The 23,271-nt window shown below is 63.6% G+C and carries 22 protein-coding genes and 1 tRNA gene; 18 read left to right on the top strand and 5 right to left on the bottom strand.

Annotated elements, in window-relative coordinates:
* Positions 1 to 2 precede the first annotated feature (2 nt).
* Entirely contained in the window at positions 3 to 1,346 is a 1,344-nt protein-coding gene (locus KKQ75_RS03775; protein ID WP_213360421.1) for an NnrS family protein, read from the top strand.
* Here KKQ75_RS03775 and KKQ75_RS03770 read toward each other — a convergent pair.
* Positions 1,343 to 1,735, bottom strand: a complete 393-nt coding sequence (locus tag KKQ75_RS03770; protein ID WP_213360420.1) for a sirohydrochlorin chelatase — start codon at positions 1,733 to 1,735, stop codon at positions 1,343 to 1,345. The genes KKQ75_RS03775 and KKQ75_RS03770 overlap by 4 nt on opposite strands.
* A 319-nt stretch (positions 1,736 to 2,054) precedes the next feature.
* Here KKQ75_RS03770 and KKQ75_RS03765 point away from each other — a divergent pair, with 319 nt between their 5' ends.
* From KKQ75_RS03765 to KKQ75_RS03710, 11 genes are all read left to right on the top strand, one after another.
* On the top strand, positions 2,055 to 3,629 hold the full coding sequence (locus KKQ75_RS03765; protein WP_213362662.1) for a cytochrome D1 domain-containing protein: 1,575 nt from the start codon (positions 2,055 to 2,057) through the stop codon (positions 3,627 to 3,629).
* Positions 3,630 to 3,713: 84 nt separating this feature from the next.
* Positions 3,714 to 4,025 (top strand): c-type cytochrome, encoded by a 312-nt coding sequence (locus KKQ75_RS03760; protein WP_213360419.1) that lies wholly within the window; start codon positions 3,714 to 3,716, stop codon positions 4,023 to 4,025.
* A 189-nt stretch (positions 4,026 to 4,214) separates the two neighbouring features.
* Entirely contained in the window at positions 4,215 to 6,047 is a 1,833-nt protein-coding gene (locus tag KKQ75_RS03755) for a nitrite reductase (RefSeq protein WP_250130993.1), read from the top strand.
* Positions 6,048 to 6,209: 162 nt separating this feature from the next.
* The gene (locus KKQ75_RS03750) at positions 6,210 to 6,518 is read left to right on the top strand and encodes a c-type cytochrome (protein ID WP_250130992.1); all 309 of its coding nucleotides are present in this window, start codon (positions 6,210 to 6,212) and stop codon (positions 6,516 to 6,518) included.
* Positions 6,519 to 6,537: 19 nt separating this feature from the next.
* Positions 6,538 to 7,746, top strand: coding sequence for a cytochrome D1 domain-containing protein (locus KKQ75_RS03745; RefSeq protein WP_213360417.1), 1,209 nt, complete (start codon positions 6,538 to 6,540; stop codon positions 7,744 to 7,746).
* Positions 7,747 to 7,755: 9 nt separating this feature from the next.
* A complete protein-coding gene (gene ahbB, locus KKQ75_RS03740) occupies positions 7,756 to 8,751 on the top strand; it encodes a siroheme decarboxylase subunit beta (protein WP_213360414.1) in 996 nt (331 codons plus the stop codon).
* The gene (gene ahbB / locus KKQ75_RS13025) at positions 8,738 to 9,805 is read left to right on the top strand and encodes a siroheme decarboxylase subunit beta (protein ID WP_250130991.1); all 1,068 of its coding nucleotides are present in this window, start codon (positions 8,738 to 8,740) and stop codon (positions 9,803 to 9,805) included. Before ahbB (KKQ75_RS03740) ends, ahbB (KKQ75_RS13025) begins: the two co-directional genes overlap by 14 nt.
* Before the next feature lie 152 nt (positions 9,806 to 9,957).
* Complete coding sequence (gene nirJ / locus KKQ75_RS03725) at positions 9,958 to 11,223, top strand: heme d1 biosynthesis radical SAM protein NirJ (protein ID WP_213360412.1); 1,266 nt, start codon at positions 9,958 to 9,960, stop codon at positions 11,221 to 11,223.
* Positions 11,224 to 11,357: 134 nt separating this feature from the next.
* Complete coding sequence (locus KKQ75_RS03720) at positions 11,358 to 12,884, top strand: nitrite reductase (RefSeq protein WP_250131109.1); 1,527 nt, start codon at positions 11,358 to 11,360, stop codon at positions 12,882 to 12,884.
* A 38-nt stretch (positions 12,885 to 12,922) separates the two neighbouring features.
* Entirely contained in the window at positions 12,923 to 13,627 is a 705-nt protein-coding gene (locus KKQ75_RS03715; protein WP_213360410.1) for a Crp/Fnr family transcriptional regulator, read from the top strand.
* Between the two features lie 72 nt (positions 13,628 to 13,699).
* The gene (locus KKQ75_RS03710; RefSeq protein WP_213360408.1) at positions 13,700 to 13,960 is read left to right on the top strand and encodes a hypothetical protein; all 261 of its coding nucleotides are present in this window, start codon (positions 13,700 to 13,702) and stop codon (positions 13,958 to 13,960) included.
* A 134-nt stretch (positions 13,961 to 14,094) separates the two neighbouring features.
* Here the strand turns inward: KKQ75_RS03710 and cobA are convergent, their stop codons facing one another.
* On the bottom strand, positions 14,095 to 14,922 hold the full coding sequence (cobA, locus tag KKQ75_RS03705; RefSeq protein ID WP_213360405.1) for a uroporphyrinogen-III C-methyltransferase: 828 nt from the start codon (positions 14,920 to 14,922) through the stop codon (positions 14,095 to 14,097).
* Between the two features lie 146 nt (positions 14,923 to 15,068).
* Between cobA and KKQ75_RS03700 the strand changes: the two genes are divergently transcribed.
* From KKQ75_RS03700 to KKQ75_RS03675, 6 genes are all read left to right on the top strand, one after another.
* Positions 15,069 to 15,494 (top strand): c-type cytochrome, encoded by a 426-nt coding sequence (locus KKQ75_RS03700; RefSeq protein ID WP_213360403.1) that lies wholly within the window; start codon positions 15,069 to 15,071, stop codon positions 15,492 to 15,494.
* Positions 15,495 to 15,537: 43 nt separating this feature from the next.
* On the top strand, positions 15,538 to 16,998 hold the full coding sequence (locus KKQ75_RS03695; protein ID WP_213360401.1) for a cbb3-type cytochrome c oxidase subunit I: 1,461 nt from the start codon (positions 15,538 to 15,540) through the stop codon (positions 16,996 to 16,998).
* 108 nt (positions 16,999 to 17,106) lie between these two features.
* A complete protein-coding gene (locus KKQ75_RS03690; RefSeq protein ID WP_213360398.1) occupies positions 17,107 to 17,742 on the top strand; it encodes a cytochrome c oxidase subunit 3 in 636 nt (211 codons plus the stop codon).
* A gap of 60 nt (positions 17,743 to 17,802) precedes the next feature.
* The gene (locus tag KKQ75_RS03685) at positions 17,803 to 18,066 is read left to right on the top strand and encodes a cytochrome C oxidase subunit IV family protein (protein WP_213360396.1); all 264 of its coding nucleotides are present in this window, start codon (positions 17,803 to 17,805) and stop codon (positions 18,064 to 18,066) included.
* A gap of 36 nt (positions 18,067 to 18,102) precedes the next feature.
* Positions 18,103 to 18,906 carry a CbbQ/NirQ/NorQ/GpvN family protein gene (locus KKQ75_RS03680; protein ID WP_213360394.1) on the top strand — a complete coding sequence of 268 codons (804 nt, stop codon included), beginning with the start codon at positions 18,103 to 18,105 and terminating at the stop codon, positions 18,904 to 18,906.
* Between the two features lie 25 nt (positions 18,907 to 18,931).
* Positions 18,932 to 20,791: a nitric oxide reductase activation protein NorD gene (locus KKQ75_RS03675; protein ID WP_213360392.1), complete on the top strand. Its 1,860-nt coding sequence runs from the start codon at positions 18,932 to 18,934 to the stop codon at positions 20,789 to 20,791.
* 44 nt (positions 20,792 to 20,835) lie between these two features.
* Here the strand turns inward: KKQ75_RS03675 and KKQ75_RS03670 are convergent, their stop codons facing one another.
* The 3 genes from KKQ75_RS03670 to dnaQ form a co-directional block, all read right to left on the bottom strand.
* Complete coding sequence (locus tag KKQ75_RS03670) at positions 20,836 to 22,197, bottom strand: TAXI family TRAP transporter solute-binding subunit (RefSeq protein WP_213360389.1); 1,362 nt, start codon at positions 22,195 to 22,197, stop codon at positions 20,836 to 20,838.
* 174 nt (positions 22,198 to 22,371) lie between these two features.
* A tRNA-Val gene (locus tag KKQ75_RS03665) sits at positions 22,372 to 22,446 on the bottom strand.
* A 66-nt stretch (positions 22,447 to 22,512) separates the two neighbouring features.
* Positions 22,513 to 23,235, bottom strand: coding sequence for a DNA polymerase III subunit epsilon (dnaQ, locus tag KKQ75_RS03660; RefSeq protein ID WP_213360386.1), 723 nt, complete (start codon positions 23,233 to 23,235; stop codon positions 22,513 to 22,515).
* Between the last annotated feature and the right edge of the window lie 36 nt (positions 23,236 to 23,271).

Genomic DNA, 23,271 nt, shown 5'->3' with positions numbered 1-23,271 from the left:
GCATGACCTCCACCACCCCCCAACCCCCGCGCCGCAGCATTCCGATCGGCAGTGCGCCGCCTAAAGCGGCTGACAAGGCCGCCGAGCGCGAAGCCCTGCGCGCCAAGTACGAAGCCATGCCCTGGCGCATGGAGATGCTCAATGCCGCGCCGCACCGGCTGGGTTTCTTCCTGGCGATGGTGTTGCTGTTCGTTTTTTCGGGCTGGTGGGCCTGGGTGCAGATTGCCCGTGTGGCCGGCCTGTTCCAGCCGTCGTATGCCATTCCCCCCACGCTGCTGCATTCCGCCATGATGGTGCTGGGTTTCATGCCGCTCTACTTTGCCGGCTTTCTGTTCACGGCCGGGCCCAAGTGGCTGCATGTGGAGGCCCCTGAAACCCGCCAGGTGCGCGGCATGATGCTGATGCAGGCCGGCGGCTGGCTGCTGTGGCTCATGGGCGGACAAGGCCTGTATGGCCTGGCCATCGCCGGCGCCATCATCGCCCTGCTCGGTCTGGCGTGGATGTTTGCCTATTGGTGGAAACTGGTGCGCTCCAGCAAGGTCAAGGATCAGGTGCACGCCCGCACCGTCGGCATTGCCGGCATCATCGGCTGCATCAGCCTGATCGGCATGATCGTGAGCCTGCTGATGGACAATGTCCCGACCGCCCTGCTCTGGGTGCAGACGGGGCTGTGGGGATTCATCCTGTTCGTGTTCGTGGCGGTGGCGCACCGCATGATTCCGTTCTTCACCTCCAACGTGCTGCCGCTGATAGAGGTGTGGCGCCCGTTCTGGGTGCTGTGGCTGATGCTGGGAGCTGCCGGTTTCGAGATTCTGGCACTGTGGCTGCAGGCCTTTGGCATACAGGGCACGGCCTGGCTGGTGGTGCGCGGCGTGGTCGAGATCGTGCTGGGCGGCATGCTGCTGTGGCTGGCCGTGGTCTGGGGGCTGGCGCAAAGCCTGAAAATCCGCCTGCTGGCCATGCTGCACATCGGTTTTGTCTGGCTCGGCATCACCTTCGTGCTGTTCGGGCTGACGCAGTTTGCCGCACTGCGCTACGGTCAGGGCGCGCTGCTGCTGGCGCCCCTGCATGCGCTCACCATGGGTTGCCTGGGATCGCTCGTGGTGGCCATGGTGACGCGGGTGTCCTGCGGGCACAGCGGCCGCACGCTGGTGGCCGACGATACGGTGTGGCGCCTGTTCCTGCTGCTGCAAGTCGCCGTGGTGCTGCGTCTGGCGGGCGCTTTTCCGGGCTTGTCGGCACTGCTGCCATTGGCGGCTGCGGCCTGGTTCGGCATCGTGCTGATCTGGGGCAACCGCCTGGTGCCGTGGTACGGCAAGCCGCGGGTGGATGGCAAGGAGGGTTAAGGCCCCTCCAGCCCGGTGCGCAGCGCCTCATCGAGCACGCCCGCCACCGCCCGGTGAAACACCGGCATCTCGCCGATCGCCGGCGCCAGGCGCCATTCCACGCCACGCCAGTTTTCGCGCAATTGCTCCAGCAGCTTCGCCATGTCCACGCGCACATGGTGGCCGGCACCCAGGAACATGGGCACCACCAGCACATGCCGGCAGCCCTGGCGCGCCAGCGCATCGCCCGCCTCCAGGCTGCGCGGCTCCTGGATCTCCACGAAACCCAGTTCTACCGCCAGCCCCGGCCGGCCATCGCGCAGCAATTGCGCCACCGTCTCGAAGGGCTGGCTCCAGTCCGGATCACGTGATCCATGCGCCACCAGCAATGCGCCATCCATTTCCACCATAGTGTGTCAACTCCGTGTCTTTTCAGGTTTGCAGACCTTAATTACATTTGTTTGCATGTTTTGATCCATTGACTGCCGTCAATGCCGCAGAAACGCGCTCTCCGGATGATCACCCCTGCAATGTAAGCAAACACTACGGGAGCACACGATGAGTTCATACAAGTTGAAATTGCTGAGCGCCAGCCTGATTCTGGCAGGATTTGCCGTCGGCGCACAGGCCCAGACCAGCGCCACTGCCAAGTCGGATGGCCAGAGCCATACCACGGCAGTCCAGGCGACCTACGAGAACGCGGGCAGCTCCCCCGTAGGCAAGGCCGACATGCACCAGGACGTCAATCCCAAGGCGCCGCCCATGTCCAAGACCGAGTTCGAGCGCGCCAAGGAGATTTACTTCCAGCGCTGTGCCGGCTGCCACGGCGTGCTGCGCAAGGGCGCCACCGGCAAGGCGCTGACGCCCGACATCACGCTGGAGCGCGGCAGCGAATACCTGAAGACCTTCATCGCCTACGGCAGCCCGGCCGGCATGCCCAACTGGCAGACCAGCGGCGAGATGACCGCGGCCGACGTCGACCTTATGGCGCGCTACATCCAGCAAACGCCTCCCACGCCGCCGGAATTCTCACTGGCCGACATGGAAAAGACACGCAAGGAATACATCCCCGTGTCCAAACGTCCCAGCAGGAAGATGAACAAATACAACATCGACAATATCTTCTCCGTCACCCTGCGTGACAGCGGCGAAGTGGCACTGATCGATGGCGATACCAAGCAGATCATCAACATCGTCAAAACCGGCTACGCGGTGCACATCTCCCGCCTGTCCAAATCCGGCCGCTACCTGTATGTGATCGGCCGCGATGCGCGTATCAACCTGATCGACCTGTGGATGGAGAAACCGGACAACGTCGCCGAGATCAAGGTCGGCCTGGAAGCCCGCTCGGTGGAAACGTCCAAGTTCAAGGGTTACGAGGACAAGATCGCCGTGGCCGGCACCTACTGGCCGCCGCAGTTCGTGATCATGGACGGCGATACGCTCAAGCCGCGCAAAATCGTCTCGACCCGCGGCATGACGGTGGACAACGAGTACCACCCCGAGCCGCGCGTTGCTGCCATCGTGGCCAGCCACTACCGCCCCGAATTCCTGGTCAACGCCAAGGAAACCGGCAAGATCTACATGGTCGACTACACCGACCTGAACAACCTCAAGAGCACCACGCTCGACGCGGCCAAGTTCCTGCACGATGGCGGCTTCGACAGCACTGGTCGCTACTTCCTGACGGCTGCCAACGCTTCCAACAAGATCGCCGTGGTCGACACCAAGGAAGACAAGCTGGCCGCTCTGGTTGATGTGGGCAAGACCCCGCACCCGGGCCGTGGCGCCAACTTCACCCATCCCAAGTTCGGTCCCGTGTGGGCGACTTCCCACCTGGGCGACGAAAGCATCAGCCTGATCGGTACCGATCCGGTCAAGCACAAGGCCAACGCCTGGAAAGTGGTGCAGACCATCAAGGGCCAGGGCGGCGGCTCGCTGTTCATCAAGACCCATCCCAAGTCGAAGAACCTGTGGGTGGATACGGCCCTGAACCCCGATGCCAAGATCAGCCAGAGCGTGGCCGTGTATGACATCAACAAGCTGGACGGCAAGCCGCAGATCGTGGACATCGCAGCCTGTGCCAAGCTGGGCGATGACGGCGCCAAGCGCGTGGTACAGCCCGAATACAACAAGGCCGGCGACGAAGTCTGGTTCTCCGTCTGGAGTGCCAAGAACAAGGAGTCCGCCATTGTCGTGGTCGACGACAAGACCCGCGCCTGCAAGACCGTGATCAAGGACAAGCGCCTGATCACGCCGACCGGCAAGTTCAACGTCTACAACACCCAGCACGACGTGTACTGATTGACTGCAATCAATGAGCCGCGATTCAGGCCCCGCCACAATGGGCCTGAACCGAAAAAGGTTTTTCAACTGGAGTGAACCATCATGAGCAAGCGTCTTATTACTCCCGCGCTCGTCGCCGTCGGCCTGCTGTTCGGCATCGCCAGCAACGTGCAGGCCAGCGAAGCCTTGGCCAAGTCCAAGAACTGCATGGCCTGCCACGCAGTGGACAAGAAAATGGTAGGCCCGTCCTACAAGGATGTGTCTGCCAAATACAAGGGCAAGGGCGCAGAAGCCACCCTGGCCGGCAAGATCAAGAAAGGCGGCGTGGGTGCATGGGGCAACGTGCCGATGCCCCCCAACAACGTGACGGATGCAGAAGCCGCCGCCCTGGCCAAGTGGGTTCTCTCCCTGTAAGACTGCTCTTACGCGCTTTATCAGCCGACGCCTACGCGTCGGCTTTTTTTATTTCCTGAACGCGCAAATTGGTAGCAAAAACAAACGTTTTGATGCATCATTCAACCGATTGACGGCAGTCAATGCAATAACCCCACGCCAAGGCGATGATTCTTACCGAACCCCTCGCCAACAACCTGGAGTCTTTATATGAGCCCGTTCCAGCTGAAGTACCTTGCTGCCGCCCTGGCAGTCGTCGGCCTCTCCGTAGCCGGATGCAACAACAAACAGGACGCAGCCCCCACGGCCGCTCCTGCCTCTACCGCTTCTGCTGCGGCTGCGGCCAGTGCACAGGCTCCAGCCGCCACGGCTGAAAACGCCGCTGCCAAGGCCGATGCAGCCAGCCACGGCGACAGCACTGCCGCCACCTATGCCAACGCCGGCTCCTCGCCGGTAGGCGCAGCAGCCCTGCACCAGAACGTCAACCCCAAGGCCCCGCAGATGACGCAGGCCGAATTCGAGCGCGGCAAGGAAATCTACTTCCAGCGCTGTGCCGGTTGCCACGGCGTGCTGCGCAAGGGCGCCACCGGCAAGCCGCTCACCACCGACATCACGCTGGAGCGCGGCACCGAGTACCTGAAGACCTTCATTGCCTACGGCAGCCCTGCCGGCATGCCCAACTGGCAGACCAGCGGCGAAATGTCCGCCCAAGACGTGGACCTGATGGCCCGCTACATCCAGCAGGAACCGCCCACCCCGCCGGAATTCTCGCTGGCCGACATCGAGAGCTCCCGCAAGGAGTACATTCCGGTCGACAAGCGTCCGACCAAGAAGATGAACAATTTCAACATCGACAACATCTTCTCCGTCACCCTGCGTGACAGCGGCGAAGTGGCGCTGATCGATGGTGACACCAAGCAGATCATCAACATCGTCAAGACCGGCTACGCGGTGCACATCTCCCGCATGTCCAAGTCCGGCCGCTACCTGTACGTGATCGGCCGCGACGCACGCCTGAACCTGATCGACCTGTGGATGGAGAAGCCGGACAACGTGGCCGAAGTCAAGGTCGGTCTGGAGGCCCGCTCGGTGGAAACCTCCAAGTTCAAGGGCTTTGAAGACAAGCTGGCAATTGCGGGCACCTACTGGCCGCCGCAATTCGTGATCATGGACGGCGATACGCTCAAGCCGCGCAAGGTGGTTTCCACCCGTGGCATGACGGTGGACAACGAGTACCACCCCGAACCGCGCGTCGCTGCTATCGTGGCCAGCCACTACCGTCCCGAATTCCTGGTCAACGCCAAGGAAACCGGCAAGATCTACATGGTCGACTACTCCGACCTGGCCAACCTGAAGATGACGGTGCTGGATTCTGCCAAGTTCCTGCACGACGGTGGCTTCGACAGCACCGGCCGCTACTTCATGACGGCAGCCAACGCCTCCAACAAGATCGCCGTGGTCGACACCAAGGAAGACAAGCTGGCCGCTCTGGTCGATGTGGGCAAGACCCCGCACCCGGGCCGTGGCGCCAACTTCAAGCATCCCAAGTTCGGTCCGGTGTGGGCAACGTCCCACCTGGGTGACGAGAGCATCAGCCTGATCGGTACGGATCCGGTCAAGAACAAGGCCAACGCCTGGAAAGTGGTGCAGACCATCAAGGGCCAGGGCGGCGGCTCGCTGTTCATCAAGACCCATCCCAAGTCCAAGAACCTGTGGATCGACACCCCGCTCCACCCGGATGCCAAGATCAGCCAGAGCGTGGTCGTGTATGACATCAACAAGCTGGACGACAAGCCACAGGTGATCGACATCGCAGCCTGCGCCAAGATCGGCGACGACGGTGCCAAGCGCGTGGTACAGCCCGAGTACAACAAGGCCGGTGACGAGATCTGGTTCTCCGTCTGGAGCGCCAAGGACAAGGAATCCGCCATTGTGGTGGTGGACGACAAGACCCGCGCCTGCAAGACCGTGATCAAGGACAAGCGCCTGATCACGCCGACCGGCAAGTTCAACGTCTACAACACCCAGCACGACGTGTACTGATCCACGCCCTTTCCTGAAAGGAGCACAGGCCGGGCGGGCAACCGTCCGGCCTTTTTTCAGGGTTGCCGGCAATCAAGGAAGCATGGCCGGCTCCCTCCTATACTTGACCTCAACCCAACCCCATGGTGCCGCGAGATGTTGCAGTTGATAAGAATCCTCGTGATGTGTGGCGCCTGCCTGGCCAGCCTGGCCCAAGCGCAGGAATCTGCCCCCGTTCCCACCGAAGCCCGCCAGCGTGAACTGCTGCACCTGCTCAAGCAGGATTGCGGCGCCTGCCATGGCATGACCATGCAGGGCGGCCTGGGCACCCCGCTCACTGCCGAGGCCCTGCGCGGCAAGCCGGTGGACAGCCTGGTCGCCACCATCATGGGTGGCCGCCCCGGCACCGCCATGCCACCCTGGCATCCGTTCATGAACGAGCAGGAAGCCCGCTGGATGGTGGAGCTGCTGCAGGCCGGAAAGCATCCGTAAGACATTCAGGGAGCACACCATGACCAACTTCTCCAGCAACACCCTGCGCCGCCTGCCGGGCGCCCTCTCCGCCCTGGTGACCGCTCTGGCGCTGGCCGGCTGCGCCACCAGCGGCGGCGCCGTGCGTGGCACTGGCGACCTCGGCGTCGTCATCGAGCGTGCCACCGGCAGTGTGCAGATCGTCGAAAACAGCCAGGACACCAGCCTCGCCCGCGTCAAGGGCCTGGGTGACCTGTCGCACGCCTCCGTCGTGTTCTCGCGCGACACGCGCTACGCCTATGTATTCGGCCGCGATGGCGGCCTGAGCAAGGTCGACATGCTCACGCACAAGCTGGTCAAGCGCGTGATCCAGGCCGGCAACAGCATCGGCGGTGCGGTATCGACCGACGGCCGCATCCTCGCCGCACAAAACTACGAACCCGGCGGCGTCAAGCTGTTCGATGCCGACACGCTGGAACTGCTGGCCGACATCCCCGCCGTAGGCCCCGACGGCAAGCACTCCAAGGTGGTCGGCCTGGCCGACCTGCCCGGCCAGCGCTTTGCCTACAGCCTGTTCGAGGCCGGCGAAATCTGGATGATCGACGCCAGCAACCCGCGCCAGCCCAAGATCACCAAATTTCCCAACGTCGGCAAGCAGCCATATGACGGCCTGGGCAGCTCCAACGGCCGCTATTACATTGCCGGCCTGTACGGCGAGGATGGCCTGGCCATGCTCGATACCTGGGCCAGGGACCTGCAGGTGCGCCGCATCCTGCCCGATTACGGCAAGGGCCGCGAAAAACAGCCCGTCTACAAGATGCCGCACCTGCGCGGCTGGGCCATCTCGGGCGACTACGCCTTCCTGCCGGCCATCGGCCACAAGCAGGTACTGGTGGCGGACAACCGCAGCTGGAACCAGGTGACCGCCGTGCCGGTGTACGGCCAGCCGGTGTTCGTGATGGCCGAACCTTCCGGTCGCAAGGTGTGGGTCAACTTCGCCTTCCCGCACAACGACACGCTGCAGGTGATCGACGTGCCCAGCATGCAGGTGGTGCAGACGCTCAAGCCGGGCAAGGCCATCCTGCACATGGAGTTTTCCCCCAAGGGCGACGAGATCTGGGTTTCCAGCCGCGACGAGAACAAGGTGGTGGTGATCGACACGCAGAGCTACGCCACGCGCAAGGTGCTGCCGGCAGAAAGCCCGTCCGGGATTTTCTTCACCTGGCGCGCCAGTCGCATGGGCATGTAAATTCCCGCCATGCAGTACCCCACGGCCTCGCCGCACATGCCCTTGCTGGATGCCTGGCAACGGGATTTTCCGCTCGAATCCAGGCCTTTTGCGCGCATGGCTGCTGCGCATGGTCTGGATGAAGCGGCGCTGCTCGCCTTGCTGCAACAGGCGCTGGACCAGAAGCTGCTGAGCCGGGTTGGCGGCATTTTTGCTCCCAACACCGTCGGCGCCAGCACGCTGGCAGCGGTGACCGTGCCGCCCGGGCAGATCGAAGCAGCCGCCGCGCTTATCAACCGCTACCCGGAAGTCAACCACAACTACCTGCGCGAGCACCACTATAACCTGTGGTTCGTAGTAGCGACGCTGGACCGCACCGGGCTGCAGCGCGTGCTCGCAGAAATCGGCCAGGCACTGGGCCAGACCGTGCTCGACCTGCCGCTGGAAGCCGAATACCACGTGGACCTCGGCTTTTCGCTGCATGACGGCAGCAAGGTGGCCCACCGCCCTGCCCCTGCGGCCTTGCTGCACATCAGCCCCGAACAACGCCAGCTGATGGCCGCCCTCGGCCATGGCCTGCCGCTGGTACTCCAGCCCTATGCCGCCGTGGCGCAATCCATGGGCTGGAGCGAACAGCAAGTGCTCGACCAGCTGACCGAGTGGCTGGACAGCGGCGTGCTGCGCCGCCTCGGCCTGATCGTGCGCCACCACGAGTTCGGCTACACCGCCAATGCCATGTGCGTCTGGCAGGTGCCGGCCGGGCAGCGCGATGCCAAGGGCGAAGCACTGGCCGCGCAGCATGGCGTCAACCTCTGCTATGCGCGCCCGGCGCGCGGCAACCACTGGCCCTACAACCTGTTCTGCATGGTGCACGGCAAGGACCGCTCCGAAGTGAGCCTGCGCGTGGCCGAACTGAACCAGGCTGCCGGCCTGCAGCAGATGCCGCACGCCGTGCTGTTTTCCACCCGCCGTTTCAAGCAGAGCGGCGCCCTGTATGGAAGGACGCGCCCCTATGCCGCAAGCTGACGCCCCCCCGCACCCCGACACACCGGCCCGAGCCTCTTCGGACTCCCGGCGCCAAGCGGTGACGCTGACGGAACCGGAAACCCACATCGTCAATACGCTGCAGGGCGGTTTTCCGCTGCACACCCGGCCGTTCGAGCAAGCTGGCGCACGCCTTGGCATCAGCGGCCCGCAATTGCGCGACGCCATCGCCAGCCTGCTCGAACGCAAGGTGCTGACCCGCTTCGGCCCGCTGTTCCAGATCGAGCGCATGGGCGGCCAGTTTGTGCTGGCTGCGCTGCAGGTGCCCGAAGAACGCTACGAAACCGTCACTGCCCAGGTCAATGCCTTCGACGCCGTGGCCCACAACTACCGGCGCGAACATGCGCTGAACATGTGGTTCGTGCTGGCCACCTCCACTCCCGCCGCCATGCAACAGGCGATTGCCGAGATCGAACAGGCTACCGGACTGCCGGTGCATGCCTTTCCCAAGCTTGAGGAATACTTCGTCGGCATGCGGTTCACCGTAGGGGGCGAAGCCCCGGTGGGCATGCTGGAGCCCCAGGCAGGCGGACCGATGACCTTCCCGACTGATGCGGCATTCGCACTGCAGGACGAAGACTGGCCCCTGATCCGCGCCAGCCAGGCCGGCCTCGCGCTCGACACCGATACCCCCTACGCCACGCTGGCGGCGCAACTCGGCTGGCCCGAGCAACGCGTCCTGCAGCGCCTGCAGCAATTGCTCGATGCCGGCATCATCCGCCGCATCGGCGTGGTGCCCAACCACTACGCCATCGGTTACCGCTTCAATGCCATGGGCGTGTTCGACGTGGACGATGCCGCCATCGCGCGCCTCGGCCCGCAGGTTGGCGCGCTGGATTTCGTCACCCACTGCTACCGCCGCCCGCGCGATCTGCCGCTGTGGCCCTACAACCTGTTCGCCATGTGCCACGGCGCCAGCCGCGAAAGCGTGCTGGAGCAGATCGATCAGGTGCGCCAATTGCTCGGCCCCGACTGCCGCCGGCATGACGCCCTGTTTTCCACCCGCATCCTGAAAAAATCCGGCCTGCGTGTTTAAATGGCCGGACTGTGCAAATAGCGGAAAATGCGGGATCGGGCACTTGCCTCATGCCGGGCGCAGCCCGAGCGAGCTTCCAGAGGATTGACGGCAATTAAGTGCACCCGCGGCCGTCTGTGATCTACTTTCGTTGAAGTTTACGGAGTACCCCCATGCTGCGCCTCACCACCTATCTGCAAGGCCTGCTGTCCGAGCAGCCCGACCGATTCGTTCCAGCCCGCAAGCCCAGCGGCCCGGTCGTCATCTGGAACCTGATCCGGCGCTGCAACCTCACCTGCCAGCACTGCTACGCCAGCGCCGCCAACAAGGACTTTGCCGGCGAGCTGGACACCGCCGAAGTCTTCCGCGTGATGGACGACCTGTATGACAGCGGCGTGCGCGTACTGATCCTTTCGGGCGGCGAGCCGCTGATGCGGCCGGACATTTTCGAGATTGCCGCCCGCGCCAAGGCCAAGGGCATGTACACCGGCCTGTCCAGCAACGGCACGCTGATCGACGAACACAACGTGGGCCATATCGCCTCGATCGGCTTCGACTACATCGGTGTCAGCCTGGACGGCATCGGCGCCACGCATGACGCCTTCCGCGGCCTGCCCGGCAGCTTCGAGCAGTCCATGCGCGGCATCCGCCTGTGCCACGACCATGGCATGAAAGTGGGCGTGCGCTTCACCATGACGGAAGAAAACGCGCACGACCTGCCCGCCCTGCTCCAACTGGTGGATGACGAGGACATCGACAAGTTCTATTTCTCGCACCTCAACTACGCCGGCCGCGGCAATGCCAACCGCGAGACCGACGCCCTGCACCAGCGCACACGCTGGGCCATGGACATGCTGATCGACGCCTGCGCGGCCAGCATCCGCAACGGCCGCCCGCGCGAGTTCGTGACCGGCAACAACGATGCCGATGGTGTTTATCTGCTGCAATGGGCACGCAAGCATTTTCCCGAAAAGGAAGAAAAGATTGCCCAACTCGAGCAGAAACTCTACAGCTGGGGCGGCAACAGCAGCGGCGTGAACGTGGCCAACATCGACAACCGCGGCTATGTGCACCCCGACACCATGTGGTGGAAGATCCGCCTCGGCAACGTGAAGGAGCGCAGCTTCGGCGACATCTGGCAGGACACCAGCCACCCGCTCATGGCGGGCCTCAAGCAGGCGCCGCGCCCGGTCACCGGCCGCTGCGCCAGCTGCCAGTACCTCACGCTGTGCAACGGCAACACCCGCGTGCGCGCCTGGGAACTGACGGGCGACTACTGGGCCGCCGACCCGGCCTGCTACCTGAGCGATGCCGAACTGGGCATTGCGCCCGGCAGCTATTCCGAAGAAGAACACCGTCTGGCCCGCCGCCTGCGCAGCATTCCGATCCAGCCGCTTTCCCTCGACGAACAGGAGGTCGCACCATGCGCCCAGGCATGATTTCCCGCAGGGCCAGCCCCCTGGCACGCACCCTTGCCACCGCCATGCTGGGGCTGGGCAGCCTTGCCGGCCTGACCTTCACCGCTTGCGCCCAGGCTGCGCCTGGCAGCGGCAACTCCCAGATGCTGGAATGGATGCAGCGCGCGCACCAGCCGGCCGCCATCCCCGACATCCGTCTCGCCACCCTTTACCGCCAGCAATGCGCCACCTGCCACGGCAGCGAGCGCCTCGGCGCCATGGGCCCCGCCCTGCTGCCCGAGAATCTGGAGCGCATCAAGCCCGCCGAAGTACTGCGCGTGATCCGCGAAGGCCGCCCCGCCACGCAGATGGCAGGCTACGCCGGAAAACTCAGCGAACCCGAAATCCAGGGCCTGGCGCGCTGGGTCCAGCAGCCCCCCGCCAAGCCGGTCGGCTGGACCGCGGCCGAAATGCGCGCCTCGCACCGCGAGTTCGTCAAGCCCGACTACTCCGACAAGGTCAAGCCCGCCTTCAAGGTCAATGATCCGCACAACCTGTTCGTGGTGGTGGAAGCCGGCGACCACCATGTCAGCGTGATCGACGGCGACACCTTCACCCCCATCACGCGCTTCCAATCGCATTTCGCGCTGCACGGCGGCCCGAAATTCACGCCGGATGGCCGCTTCGTCTACTTCGCCAGCCGCGACGGCTGGGTCAGCCAGTACGACCTGTACACGCTGAAGAAGGTGGCGGAAATTCGCGTCGGCATCAACACGCGCAACGTGGCGGTCTCCTCCGACGGCAAGTGGGTGCTGGCCGGCAACACCCTGCCGCAGAATCTGGTACTGCTGGACGCACGCGGCCTCAAGCCGGTGCGCACCTACCCGGTGAAGGACCGCGAAGGCAAGTCTTCTCGCGTCTCCGCCGTGTATGACGCCGCCCCCCGCAACAGCTTCGTCGTCGCCCTCAAGGACGCCCCCGAACTCTGGAGCATCTCCTACGACCCCAAGGCCGAGCCCTTCTACTCCGGCTTCGTGCACGATTACAAGATGAAGGAAGGCATCCCCACCAAGGGCTTCCTCAATCCGCGCGTCACGCCGCTGCAGATGGTGCTGGACGACTTCTACTTCGACCCCGACTACAAGTACGTCATGGGTGCCTCGCGCGACGGCAAGGCGCAAGTCATCTCGCTGGTCTCGCGTGGCAAGGTCGCCGAACTGCCGTTGCGCGGCATGCCGCACCTGGGCTCGGGCATCACCTTCAAGGCCAACGGCCGCCTCTACATGGCCTCCACAAACCTGAACACGCCCACGGTCACCGTGATCGACATGCAGAGCTGGAAAGTGGCCAAGGAGATCCCCATCCCCGGCCCCGGCTTCTTCCTGCGCAGCCATGAAGACACGCCCTACGCCTGGGTCGATTCCATGATGTCGCCGACGGCGAAAGACACCATCTCCATCATCGACAAGCGCACGCTGGAAGTCGTGCGCCAGCTCAGGCTGCGCCCCGGCAAGACCAACGCCCACGTCGAATTCACGCGCGACGGCCGCTACGCGCTGGTCAGCATCATGGAAAATCCCGGAGAACTGGTCATTGTCGACGCAAAGACCTTCCGCGAGGTCAAGGCATTGCCCATGTCCAAGCCGATTGGCAAATACAATGTCTACAACAAGGTCACGCGATCGGAGGGCACCAGCCACTGATTGGCGGCCAGTCCCAACCCCCCTGTCAGATCCGAGGCATGAGAAAAGAAGTCGACGTCCGCAAGCTGGTTCGCTACCAACCCCTGTTCCAGGAGCTGAACGACGCCCAGATCGAGTCCCTCATGCCCGGCATCCGGGAAATCCGCATCGAAAAAGGCCGCGACCTGTTCCACCGCGACGACCCCTGCGACGGGCTCTGGCTGGTGGTCTATGGCCGCGTCAAGCTCTTCATCACCTCGCCGCAGGGCAACGAGAAGGTCATCGAGATCGTGCAGACCGGCCAGAGCTTCGGCGAAGCCGTCATGTTCCTGCGTCGCCCCTATCCGGTCAGCGCCCATGTGCTCGAAGACAGCATGCTGCTGCACGTGAGCGAGAGCGTGATTTCCGACGCCATCGAAACCGACAAGTCCTTCGCGCGCCACCTGCTGGCCGGCCTGTCCATGCGCCTGCACACCTTCGTGCAGGACGTGGAGCGCTACTCCATGGAAAACCCGCTGCAGCGCGTTGCGGGCTATCTGGTACAACTGAGCGAGACGCCGGAAGCAGAGGCTTTCACCGTCAGCCTGCCCGTCAACAAGAACCTGATCGCTTCGCGCCTGAGCCTGGCACCCGAGACCTTCTCGCGCGTGCTCAACCAGCTCACCACGGCCGGCTTCATCCAGGTCGACGGCAAGGACATCACCGTCAGCAACCCCTCGGGCATGCTGCTGTTCGCACAAACCTCTGCCAAGACCAAGTCCTGATCCCTGCCGGATGTCCGGCAGGTCCGGGCCATCCAGCCCACCAGCCAATAACAACATTCCCCGGGAGCCTCCATGACTGACAGCCACGCATCCGAACCGGTCAAGCCGATCGACCTGCGCAAGTTGCCGCCGCCAGAACCCATGCTGGTCATCATGGACGCCATTGCCGACCCCGTGCCCGCCTGCGGCTACTGGGCCTTCCTGCTGCCGCGCTTTCCGCAGCCGCTGGTGTCCATGCTGGCCGATCGCGGGCTGGATTATCGCGTCGAGCCCGAGGAGAATTACGACGGCGTGCTGATGCGCATCGCGCCAGAATTTCCCGAGGAAGACTGACGGGGCGCGCACGCGTGTCCAACAAAAAGCGGCGCCACTGTTCCGCCTGCCGATTGCCGCCAGCCGAGTGACCGTGTGCTGCGCTGGGCGGTCATCCGCCCGAACACTCCGAGCAGGGCAAGCAAGCTGGCTGCTCAGGCCATTTCCGGCATGCCCCGCTTCGCCTGCTCGATCAGCGGGTAGAGATCCCCATGCAGCGTCACCACGCTGCCGATGATCAGCAGCACCGGCGACTCCAGTCCTGAGCCTGCCAGCGTCTGCGCCAGCGCACCCAGCGTGGTCGTCACCACGCGCTGCTGCGGCGTGGTGGCACTGGCCACAGCCGCCACCGGCGTTTCGGCAGCGTGGCCGTGCGCCATCAGCTCGGCCGCAATGCGCGGCGCCTCGCCCAAACCCATGTACACCACCAGCGTGGACGCCGGGTTGAGGTGGCGCACCCATTCCAGATCATCACAGTCCTTCTTGCGGTGTCCCGTCACGAAACTCACCATCTGCGCATGATCGCGGTGCGTGAGCGGAATGCCGGTGCTGGATGCCGCCCCCATGGCCGCCGTCACACCCGGCACCACCTCGCAGGGAATGCCCTCGCTGGCCAGTTCCTGCATCTCCTCGCCGCCGCGGCCGAACATGAACGGATCGCCGCCCTTGAGGCGAACCACCCGCAAGCCCTTACGCGCCTTGTTGACAATCATGCGGTTTGTCTCTTCCTGTGGCAACATATGCCTGTTTGCACGCTTGCCTACGCAAATGCATTCGCACCGTTCGGGAATCAAGTCGAGGATCTCTTGCGAAACCAGCAGATCGTAAAGCACCACGTCTGCCTCGCGCAGCCGCCGTAGCGCCCGCAGCGTCAGGAGCTCCGGGTCGCCCGGGCCTGCTCCTACCAGGCTGACCAGCGGCCCCGATTCGGGCCGCGAAGCACCGGTGGTCTCCACTGTGCATGCATTCTTGGTGTTCTTCATGAATAACCATCCTTGTACTGCCGATTTCGAGGCTCCAGTGTACAAACGGACCGGCCGGTTTTTGATTGATTGGGGTCAATGCCTCCGGAGCCGCGTGAAACTTACATTACATCGTGTTGCAAAGGCACTTACAGAAAGGATGTGGCATGGCAGCTAGCTTCACCAAGTCGACGGCCCGTAATATCTTTTACGGCGGATCGACGTTCTTCTTCCTGCTCTTTCTGGCACTCACATTCCAGACCGAGCGGAGCTTCCCCCAGTACGACAACCGCGCCGCCATTACCGACCAGGTGGTGCGCGGCAAGAAGATCTGGGAAACCAACAACTGCATCGGCTGTCACACCATGCTGGGTGAAGGCGCGTACTTCGCGCCCGAACTCGGCAACGTGTACCCGCGCCGTGGTCCCGAGTTCATCAAGGCCTGGATGAAATCCCAGCCGAGCAAGGTTCCCGGCCGCCGCCAGATGCCCAACTTCCACCTGACCGACGCCCAGCTCGACGATCTGGTGGCATTCCTGAAATACAGCTCCGAAATCAAGACCCACAACTGGCCGCCCAACAAGGAAGGCTGACCCCCGGTCCGGAACTATTCTTTAAACGATTGAGGAGAAAAGCATGACAAGCGTAACCTTGCCTGTGGATGCCGAAAGACTGGCACCCGTGGCGCCGGCCGACGTGGCTCCCAGCCCGGCCAAAGTTAAGTACGCCTCACAGGCGGTCGCCAAGCCGTATTTCATCGCCGCCATCGGCCTGTTCGTCGGCCAGATCATCTTCGGCCTGATCATGGGCGCGCAGTACATCTGGGGCGACTTCTTGTTCCCGGCGATTCCGTTCAACATCGCCCGCATGGTGCACACCAACCTGCTGATCGTGTGGCTGCTGTTCGGCTTCATGGGCGCAGGCTACTACCTGATTCCCGAAGAGTGCGAACGCGAGTTGCACAGCCCGAAACTGGCGCTTGCGCTGTTCTGGATCTTCCTGGTTGCCGGTGCGCTGACCATCGTCGGCTACCTGATGGTGCCCTACTCCACGCTGGCCGAGATGACCGGCAACGACCTGCTGGCCACCATGGGGCGCGAGTTCCTGGAGCAGCCGCTGATCACCAAGATCGGCATCGTGGTCGTGGCCCTGGGCTTCCTGTACAACCTGTCCATGACCATGGCCAAGGGTCGCAAGACCACCATCAGCCTGGTGATGATGATCGGTCTGTGGGGCCTGGCCATCTTCTTCCTGTTCGCGTTCTACAACCCGCACAACCTCGCCCGTGACAAGTTCTACTGGTGGTGGGTGGTGCACCTGTGGGTGGAAGGCGTGTGGGAACTGATCATGGGCGCCATGCTGGCCTTCGTGCTGGTGAAGGTGACCGGCGTCGACCGCGAAGTGATCGAAAAATGGCTGTACCTGATCATCGCCATGACGCTGATCTCCGGCATCATCGGTACCGGCCACCACTACTTCTGGATTGGTACGCCCGGCTTCTGGCTGGTGTGGGGTTCCGTGTTCTCCGCCCTGGAGCCGATCCCCTTCTTCATGCTGACGATCTTCGCCTTCAACGTGGTCAACAAGCGCCGCCGCGAGCACCCCAACAAGGCCGCCGTGCTGTGGGCTCTGGGCTGCGCCGTGATGGGCTTCCTGGGCGCCGGCGTGTGGGGCTTCCTGCACACCCTGTCCTTCGTCAACTACTGGACGCACGGTACGCAGATCACTGCCAGCCACGGCCACATGGCCTTCTACGGTGCCTACGCCATGGTCGTGATGTGCATGATCTCCTACACCATGCCCATCATCAACGGCCGCGAAGCCAACAGCAACCGGTCGCAGATCTGGGAAATGTGGGGCTTCTGGCTGATGACCGTCTCCATGGTGTTCATCACCCTGTTCCTGACGGGCGCCGGCATCGTGCAGGTCTGGCTGCAGCGCTATAGCGACACGCCGCTGAACTTCATGATGACGCAGGACAAGATCGTGATCTTCTACTACCTGCGCCTGATTGCCGGCTTCACCTTCCTGGCTGGCCTGGGTGCCTATGTCTGGAGCTTCTTCAACGGAGGCGAGAAAGCCAAGGCCCTGCGCTGATCACCGGATTTTCACCCAGCCGCTTTCCGGGGCGGCTTTGGGGCGGCGCGGCAACGCCGCCCCTTTTTATTTCTGCCGGGCCATGCTCCGGCTTTCAGGAGGCATTGCATGCAGTCCGACGCAAGGTCCACCCCCCTTCCCCCCGACACCACGCCCCCGGCTCCACGCCGTATCCCCGGCGAACGCAACATCCCCGGCGACATGGCGATGTGGATCTTCATCATGATCGAGCTGGCCGTGTTCGGCTTCTTCTTCGGTGCCTATGCCTGGTCGCGCGCGAAGCAGCCCGAAGTCTTCCTGCAGGGCCAGGCGCAACTGGATCTGACGCTGGCCCTGATCAACACCGTGCTGCTGATTCTCGGCAGTGCCGCTGCCGCCTGGGCCGTATCGCTGGCCACGCGGCCGCAGGCGCAGCCGGCCCAGGTACGCAAGGCGCTGATGACGGCGCTGGCCTTCGGCGCCGGCTTTCTCATGCTGAAAATGACCGACTTCGTGGTGAAGCTCAATGCCGGCTACGACATGGCCACCGACGACTACTGGATGTTCTATTTCTCGCTCACCTTCTTCCACTACCTCCACGTCATTCTGGGCATGGTCTTTATCGGCATGGTGTGGGTGCGCCTGCGATCCGTGGCAAGCTGCGGCGAAGAGCAGGCCTACTGGGTGGAAACCGTGGCGTCCTACTGGCACATGGTCGACCTGGTCTGGCTGGTGCTGTTTGCACTGGTCTACATCGCCCACTGAAGCCCCGTTTTCTTCGCCGGCGTCAATGCGGCGCCTGCCTGTTCAGGAGATAGTGCCCCCATGCGCAGTTCCAGTTTTCCCGTCGGGATCGCCATCATCACGGCGATTCTGCTGACCCTCACGGGCGTCGCGGCCTTTCTTGCCGAGTCCGGCATTGCCTGGCCCTTCCGCCTTGGCATCGTCGCCCTGGCCATGGCCTGGATCAAGGGCTTTCTGGTGGCCGAGCATTTCATGGAATTGCGCCACGCCCCACTCTACCTGCGCCTTTTCGTGCAACTCTGGCTCGCGCTGGCCTGTGGCGGCCTGATGCTGGCCTTCTGGTGAACGCCCGCGCTTCGCAACGATTCTGGAGTACCCCTGATGAACGCCATGAACGAACCCGTCTTCGATATCCCCTACTACCAGCCCACCGGCCAGGAATGCGAATTGTTCGAGGAGGCCTGGAAGCAGCACCTGCCCATGCTGATCAAAGGCCCCACCGGCTGCGGCAAGACCCGTTTCGTGGCCCATATGGCAGCGCGCCTGAAGCTGCCGCTGTACACCGTCAGCTGCCATGACGACCTCACCGCTGCCGACCTGATCGGCCGCCATTTGATCACCGCCGGCAGCACCGTGTGGTGCGACGGCCCGCTCACGCAAGCCGTACGCAAGGGCGGCATCTGCTATCTGGACGAAGTGGTCGAGGCGCGCAAGGACACCACCGTGGTGCTGCACCCGCTCACCGATGACCGCCGCATCCTGCCGATCGAGCGCACCGGCGAGGTGCTGCATGCACCCGACAGCTTCATGCTGGTGGTGTCGTACAACCCCGGGTACCAGCACGTGCTGAAGACGCTCAAGCCGTCCACGCGCCAGCGTTTCGTCGCCATGTCCTTCGATTTTCCGCCGCCGCAGGTGGAAATCGGCGTGGTGCAGCAGGAAGGCGGCGTGAGCGCCGAAGTGGCCCAGCGCCTGGTCGGCCTGGCCACCAGCCTGCGCCGCCTGCAGGGCTACGACTTGGAAGAATCGGTCAGCACGCGTCTGCTGGTGTACGCCGCCAAGCTGATCGCCGCCGGCATGCCGCCGCGCATGGCCTGCAGCGCCGCGCTGGTCGAGCCGCTGTCGGACGAAGCCGATACGGTTGCCGCACTGCAATCCATTGTCGACACGCAGTTTCCGGCCTGACTGATCGCCTGAAGGAAGTACGGCCATGGAAGAGAAAGTCGGCAGCTGGTGGGACTCACTGATCCGGAAAGCCGCCTATCGCGGCTATCCGCAGGCCTCCGTGCGGCTGGACAGCATGGAAAAACTCGCGCCGATATTTTTCCGCGCCATGGGCGGCAACCCTGCGCTGGGCCTGCGCAGCACGGTGGGTACCGAGCACCAGGGCAAGCGCTCCTTGCTGGAACGCATCGCCGGCACCAATGACCGGGTGGAACTGGCGTGGGCCGACGACAAATCGCTCTTCCTGCCCGAGCAGATCGATCTGTTTCCGCAGAAGGATCTGAACCGCAAGCTGTACTTCTGGCTGCTGGCACTCAGCGCCGAATACGTGCCCGAGCTGAGCGAAGCCCGAAGCGACTGGTTGCGCACCAACCAGGAGGCCACGCAGCGCTGCCTGACGGCCATGCCCGGGCTGGCAGAGGTGTATCGGGAACTGGTAGCAGCCTATCTTCCGCTGCGCGGCAACCTGGCCATGATGCCGGCCGCCCAGGCCGACACGGAAAAGGCCATCCGCGCGGCGCTGGAGCATCCTGGCCAGCCCGTCGCAACCCCGGTCAACAGCCTGGAAGGTATCATGCCGGTGCATCTGTGGTCGCACCCTGCGCCGCCGTCCATGCCGACACCCCAGCGCAAAAGTGACGACGAGGATACCGACCCCGAAGCAGTCCAGCACCAACAGGCCGAGTCGAAGAAGAAGCGCCGCTACCGCGCCAAGCAGGCCGAGCAGGACGAGCGCAAGAACGGCCCGCTGATGATTTTCCGCGCCGAATCCATCTTCACTTGGGACAATTTCGTCAAGGTGAACCGGCACGACGACGATGACGAGTTGGGCGACCTTCGCGCCGCCGACGATATGGACGAACTGGCCATTGCGCGCGACACCAAGAAGCGCTCCTCCCGCCTCAAGCTCGATCTGGACCTGCCGGCCAGCGACTATGATGACACGCCGCTCGGCCCCGGCATTCTGCTGCCCGAGTGGAATTACCGCACCCAGCAACTGGTGCCGGAACATTGCTGCGTGCAGCCCATGCTGCCGAAGAACTCGCACCCCACCGAGCTGCCGGAACGCCTGCAGCGCAGCGCGCACCGCCTGCGCCGCCAGTTCCAGGCGCTGGCACCGCAGCGCAACCGCCGCTTCGGCCAGATCGACGGCATGGACCTCGATCTGGATCGGGTAGTGCGCTTCTTTACCGAAGTGCAGTCCGGCAAGGCCGAATCCACCGGCAACTTCTATCTGGATACCCCGCGCAATGAGCGCAGCCTCGCCTGCCTGCTGCTGGCAGACGTGTCGCTATCGACCGAAGCCTGGGTCGGCAAGGGCCAGCAAGCCAGCTCGGTGATCGATGTGGTGAAGGACAGCCTGATGCTGTTTGCCGAGGCGCTGCAGGCCTCGGGCGATGCGTTTGCGCTGTACGGTTTTTCGTCGCTCAAACGCAAGCAGGTGCGCTACCTCACGCTCAAGGGCTTTGACGAATCCTACAACGAAGTCACGCGCGGCCGCATTGCTGCCCTGACTCCGGGGTTCTACACCCGCATGGGCGCGGCCATCCGCCAGTCCACGGAGATCCTGCTCAAGCAACCCGCGCACAAGCGCCTGCTGCTGCTGGTGACCGATGGCAAGCCGAATGACCTGGACCACTACGAAGGCCGCTACGGCATCGAGGATACGCGCCAGGCCGTCCTGGAAGCGCGCAAGGCCGGGCTGGTGCCCTTCTGCGTGACGATCGACCGCGAGGCGGGCGAATACCTGCCGCACCTGTTCGGCACGCACCATTACGTGGTGGTGCCGGATGCGACGCGCCTGCCCAAGGTGCTGACACGGCTGTATTCGACGCTGTCGCAGTAAGCGCCAGCATGTCCAAGCGGTTGTGACCGGCCCTGTGCCGAGCCCTAGCGCCGCAACGCCTCCCGAATTTTGGCCTCGAGCTCCATGCTGGCCGTCAGCAGCGTGCCGAACTTCTGCTTTGCGCCCTGAGGCAGCCACATGGATCGCAGCCGCTCCTGCAGGGCGTGCACCCGCTTGAGCAATGCCAGCAAGTCGCTGCGCCCGCGTGCCCGGCTCAGTGCCGCTTCCAGTTCCAGCAGATCGTGATAACGCTCGCTCTCCAGCGCCGAGTAATACAGGCTGCGGTTGTTCGGCAAACTCTTGAACAAGGGGAACAGCAGCCCCAGCAACGCCAGCAGCCCCAGCCAGGCCGAGTCGATCAGCGTGGCCAGCCAGTACGGCAGGTAATTCCAGGCCGTGGGCAAGCCGCTCTCGTAGTAGCGCCGCGCCACCTTGCCATGCTCCAGCCCATCCCTCGCCAGCACCGGAAAATCCCCCGGTTCCGTAAACGGATCGAGTTCCTCCGCCGCAAGACGCCGGCTGATGTCCAGCAGCAGATACTTGGTTGCGCTGTGCAGTTCAGGTCGCACCACCAGCGTCATGGTGCCCGCCACCATATGGATATCCTGCGCCGGCAAGGGCGGCTCCAGCATGGCCGTACCGGACGGCATCACCACCGGATAGATATTCGGTTCCAGCCTGGCATGGCCATCCATATGGGAAAAATTCCACAGCCCCAGCCCCCGATTGCGCAGCAAGGACTGCACATGGCCCGCTTCATAGCTGGACGCCAGAAACCCCGCATCCACCGCCCCCGATTGCAGTGCTGCCACCATCTCGGCATTGCTCAGCGGCACCGTCTCGATGGACTGCCGGACCTCGGGCGCCAGATGCTCCATCAGGCGCCTTGCCATCAGCTGCGTACCGCTTCCCGACGAGCCGATCGCCACCCGCTTGCCGCGCAAGGCGGTACCCAGGCTTTCCCCGGACACCACGGACGGACGATGGAACAGCCACAGCGGCTGGTACGCAACGCTGCCCAGGCTTTCCACCTCCTTTACCGGCGGCAGTCCCGCCTGCGAAAAACCCACCTCCGCCCGATCCTCGCTCACCAGTCGCAGATTGTCGGGGGCGCCCTGGGAATCGACAAACTCCACCTTGACGCCCCTCAGCGCCAGCTCCGCCGCATAGCGCCGGGCCATGGCCTCGATGCCGGAATCCGGCTGTCCTCTGGCGATGCGCAGCGTATCCGGCGGAAACGGCAGCAGCAGGAAGGCCAGCACCAGCAACACAGCCAGCGGCACCAGCCACAGCACCCACTCCCGCCGCATCACCCACAGCGTCGCCATGACTTCGTGCCGCACGGCATTGCCCAGATAGCGCCCGATGCGCGGGTTTTCCTGGCGGGGATGGTTGTCTGCGCTCATACACCCTCTTTGTGCGCCTTGCTGGCGTCTTGTCTGAAGCACAGCCGTTTCTGCCGGTCCAGGGTTTGGAGATGGAAGTGAGGCAATACTACACGCAGCATCCCGCCTGCCGATGTCGCCGGGAGTGCACGCCAAAGAAAAAGGCACCTGATGTCGCCATCAAGTGCCTTTATATGGTGGGTGATACATGGATCGAACATGTGACCCCTGCCGTGTGAAGGCAGTGCTCTACCGCTGAGCTAATCACCCTTGTCTTGTTTGCCGCTGAAGAACTTGTGTTCGTCAACCGCTGAAGCCGCTATTATGGCACGGTTTTCAGCTTGTCTGCAAGCCCGTCGAAATTTTTTTCCAGATGGTCTTGTCGCCACTGGCCTTGTCGATCACCAGCAACATGGCGGCATGCGCCTCCAGTTCATGCGCACTGGCGCGCAGCACCGGCAGCTGGATGCCGCTCAGATCCACCAGCACCGCACCCGGGCCCTGGCTGTCGTCGCCCGGCCCCGTCTCCATCATCAGTGATTCCTGCCCGCGCGTGAGGCTGATGTATACATCCGCCAGCAGCTCCGCGTCCAGCAAGGCGCCGTGCAGCGTACGGCTGGAGTTGTCGATGCCGAAACGGTCGCACAGCGCATCCAGCGAATTGCGCTTGCCCGGAAACTGCTCCTTGGCCAGCGCCAGCGAATCGACTACGCCGGTCACATGCGCGCGGAAGGGATCGCGGCCCAGCAACTGCAGTTCGTGGTCCAGAAAGCGCGTATCGAACGCCGCGTTGTGGATGATGACTTCCGCATCCTGCACATAGGCGAGAAAGTCCTCCACGATCTGCGCAAACTTCGGCTTGTCGCTCAGGAACTCGGTCGTCAGCCCGTGCACCCGCAGCGCGCCCTCCTCGCTGTCGCGCTCGGGGTTGATGTACAGGTGCAGGTTGTTGCCGGTAAGCTGGCGGTTGATGAGCTCCACGCAGCCGATCTCGATGATGCGGTTGCCGTCGGAAACTTCCAGGCCGGTGGTTTCGGTGTCGAGAATGATCTGGCGCATGGGGCAATGATAAGGGCTGCACGCGGCAGCCCTGGG

Source organism: Brachymonas denitrificans (assembly GCF_907163135.1).
In the GTDB taxonomy this organism is placed as follows: domain Bacteria; phylum Pseudomonadota; class Gammaproteobacteria; order Burkholderiales; family Burkholderiaceae_C; genus Brachymonas; species Brachymonas denitrificans_A.
This window is presented reverse-complemented; position numbering and strand designations above follow the sequence as displayed.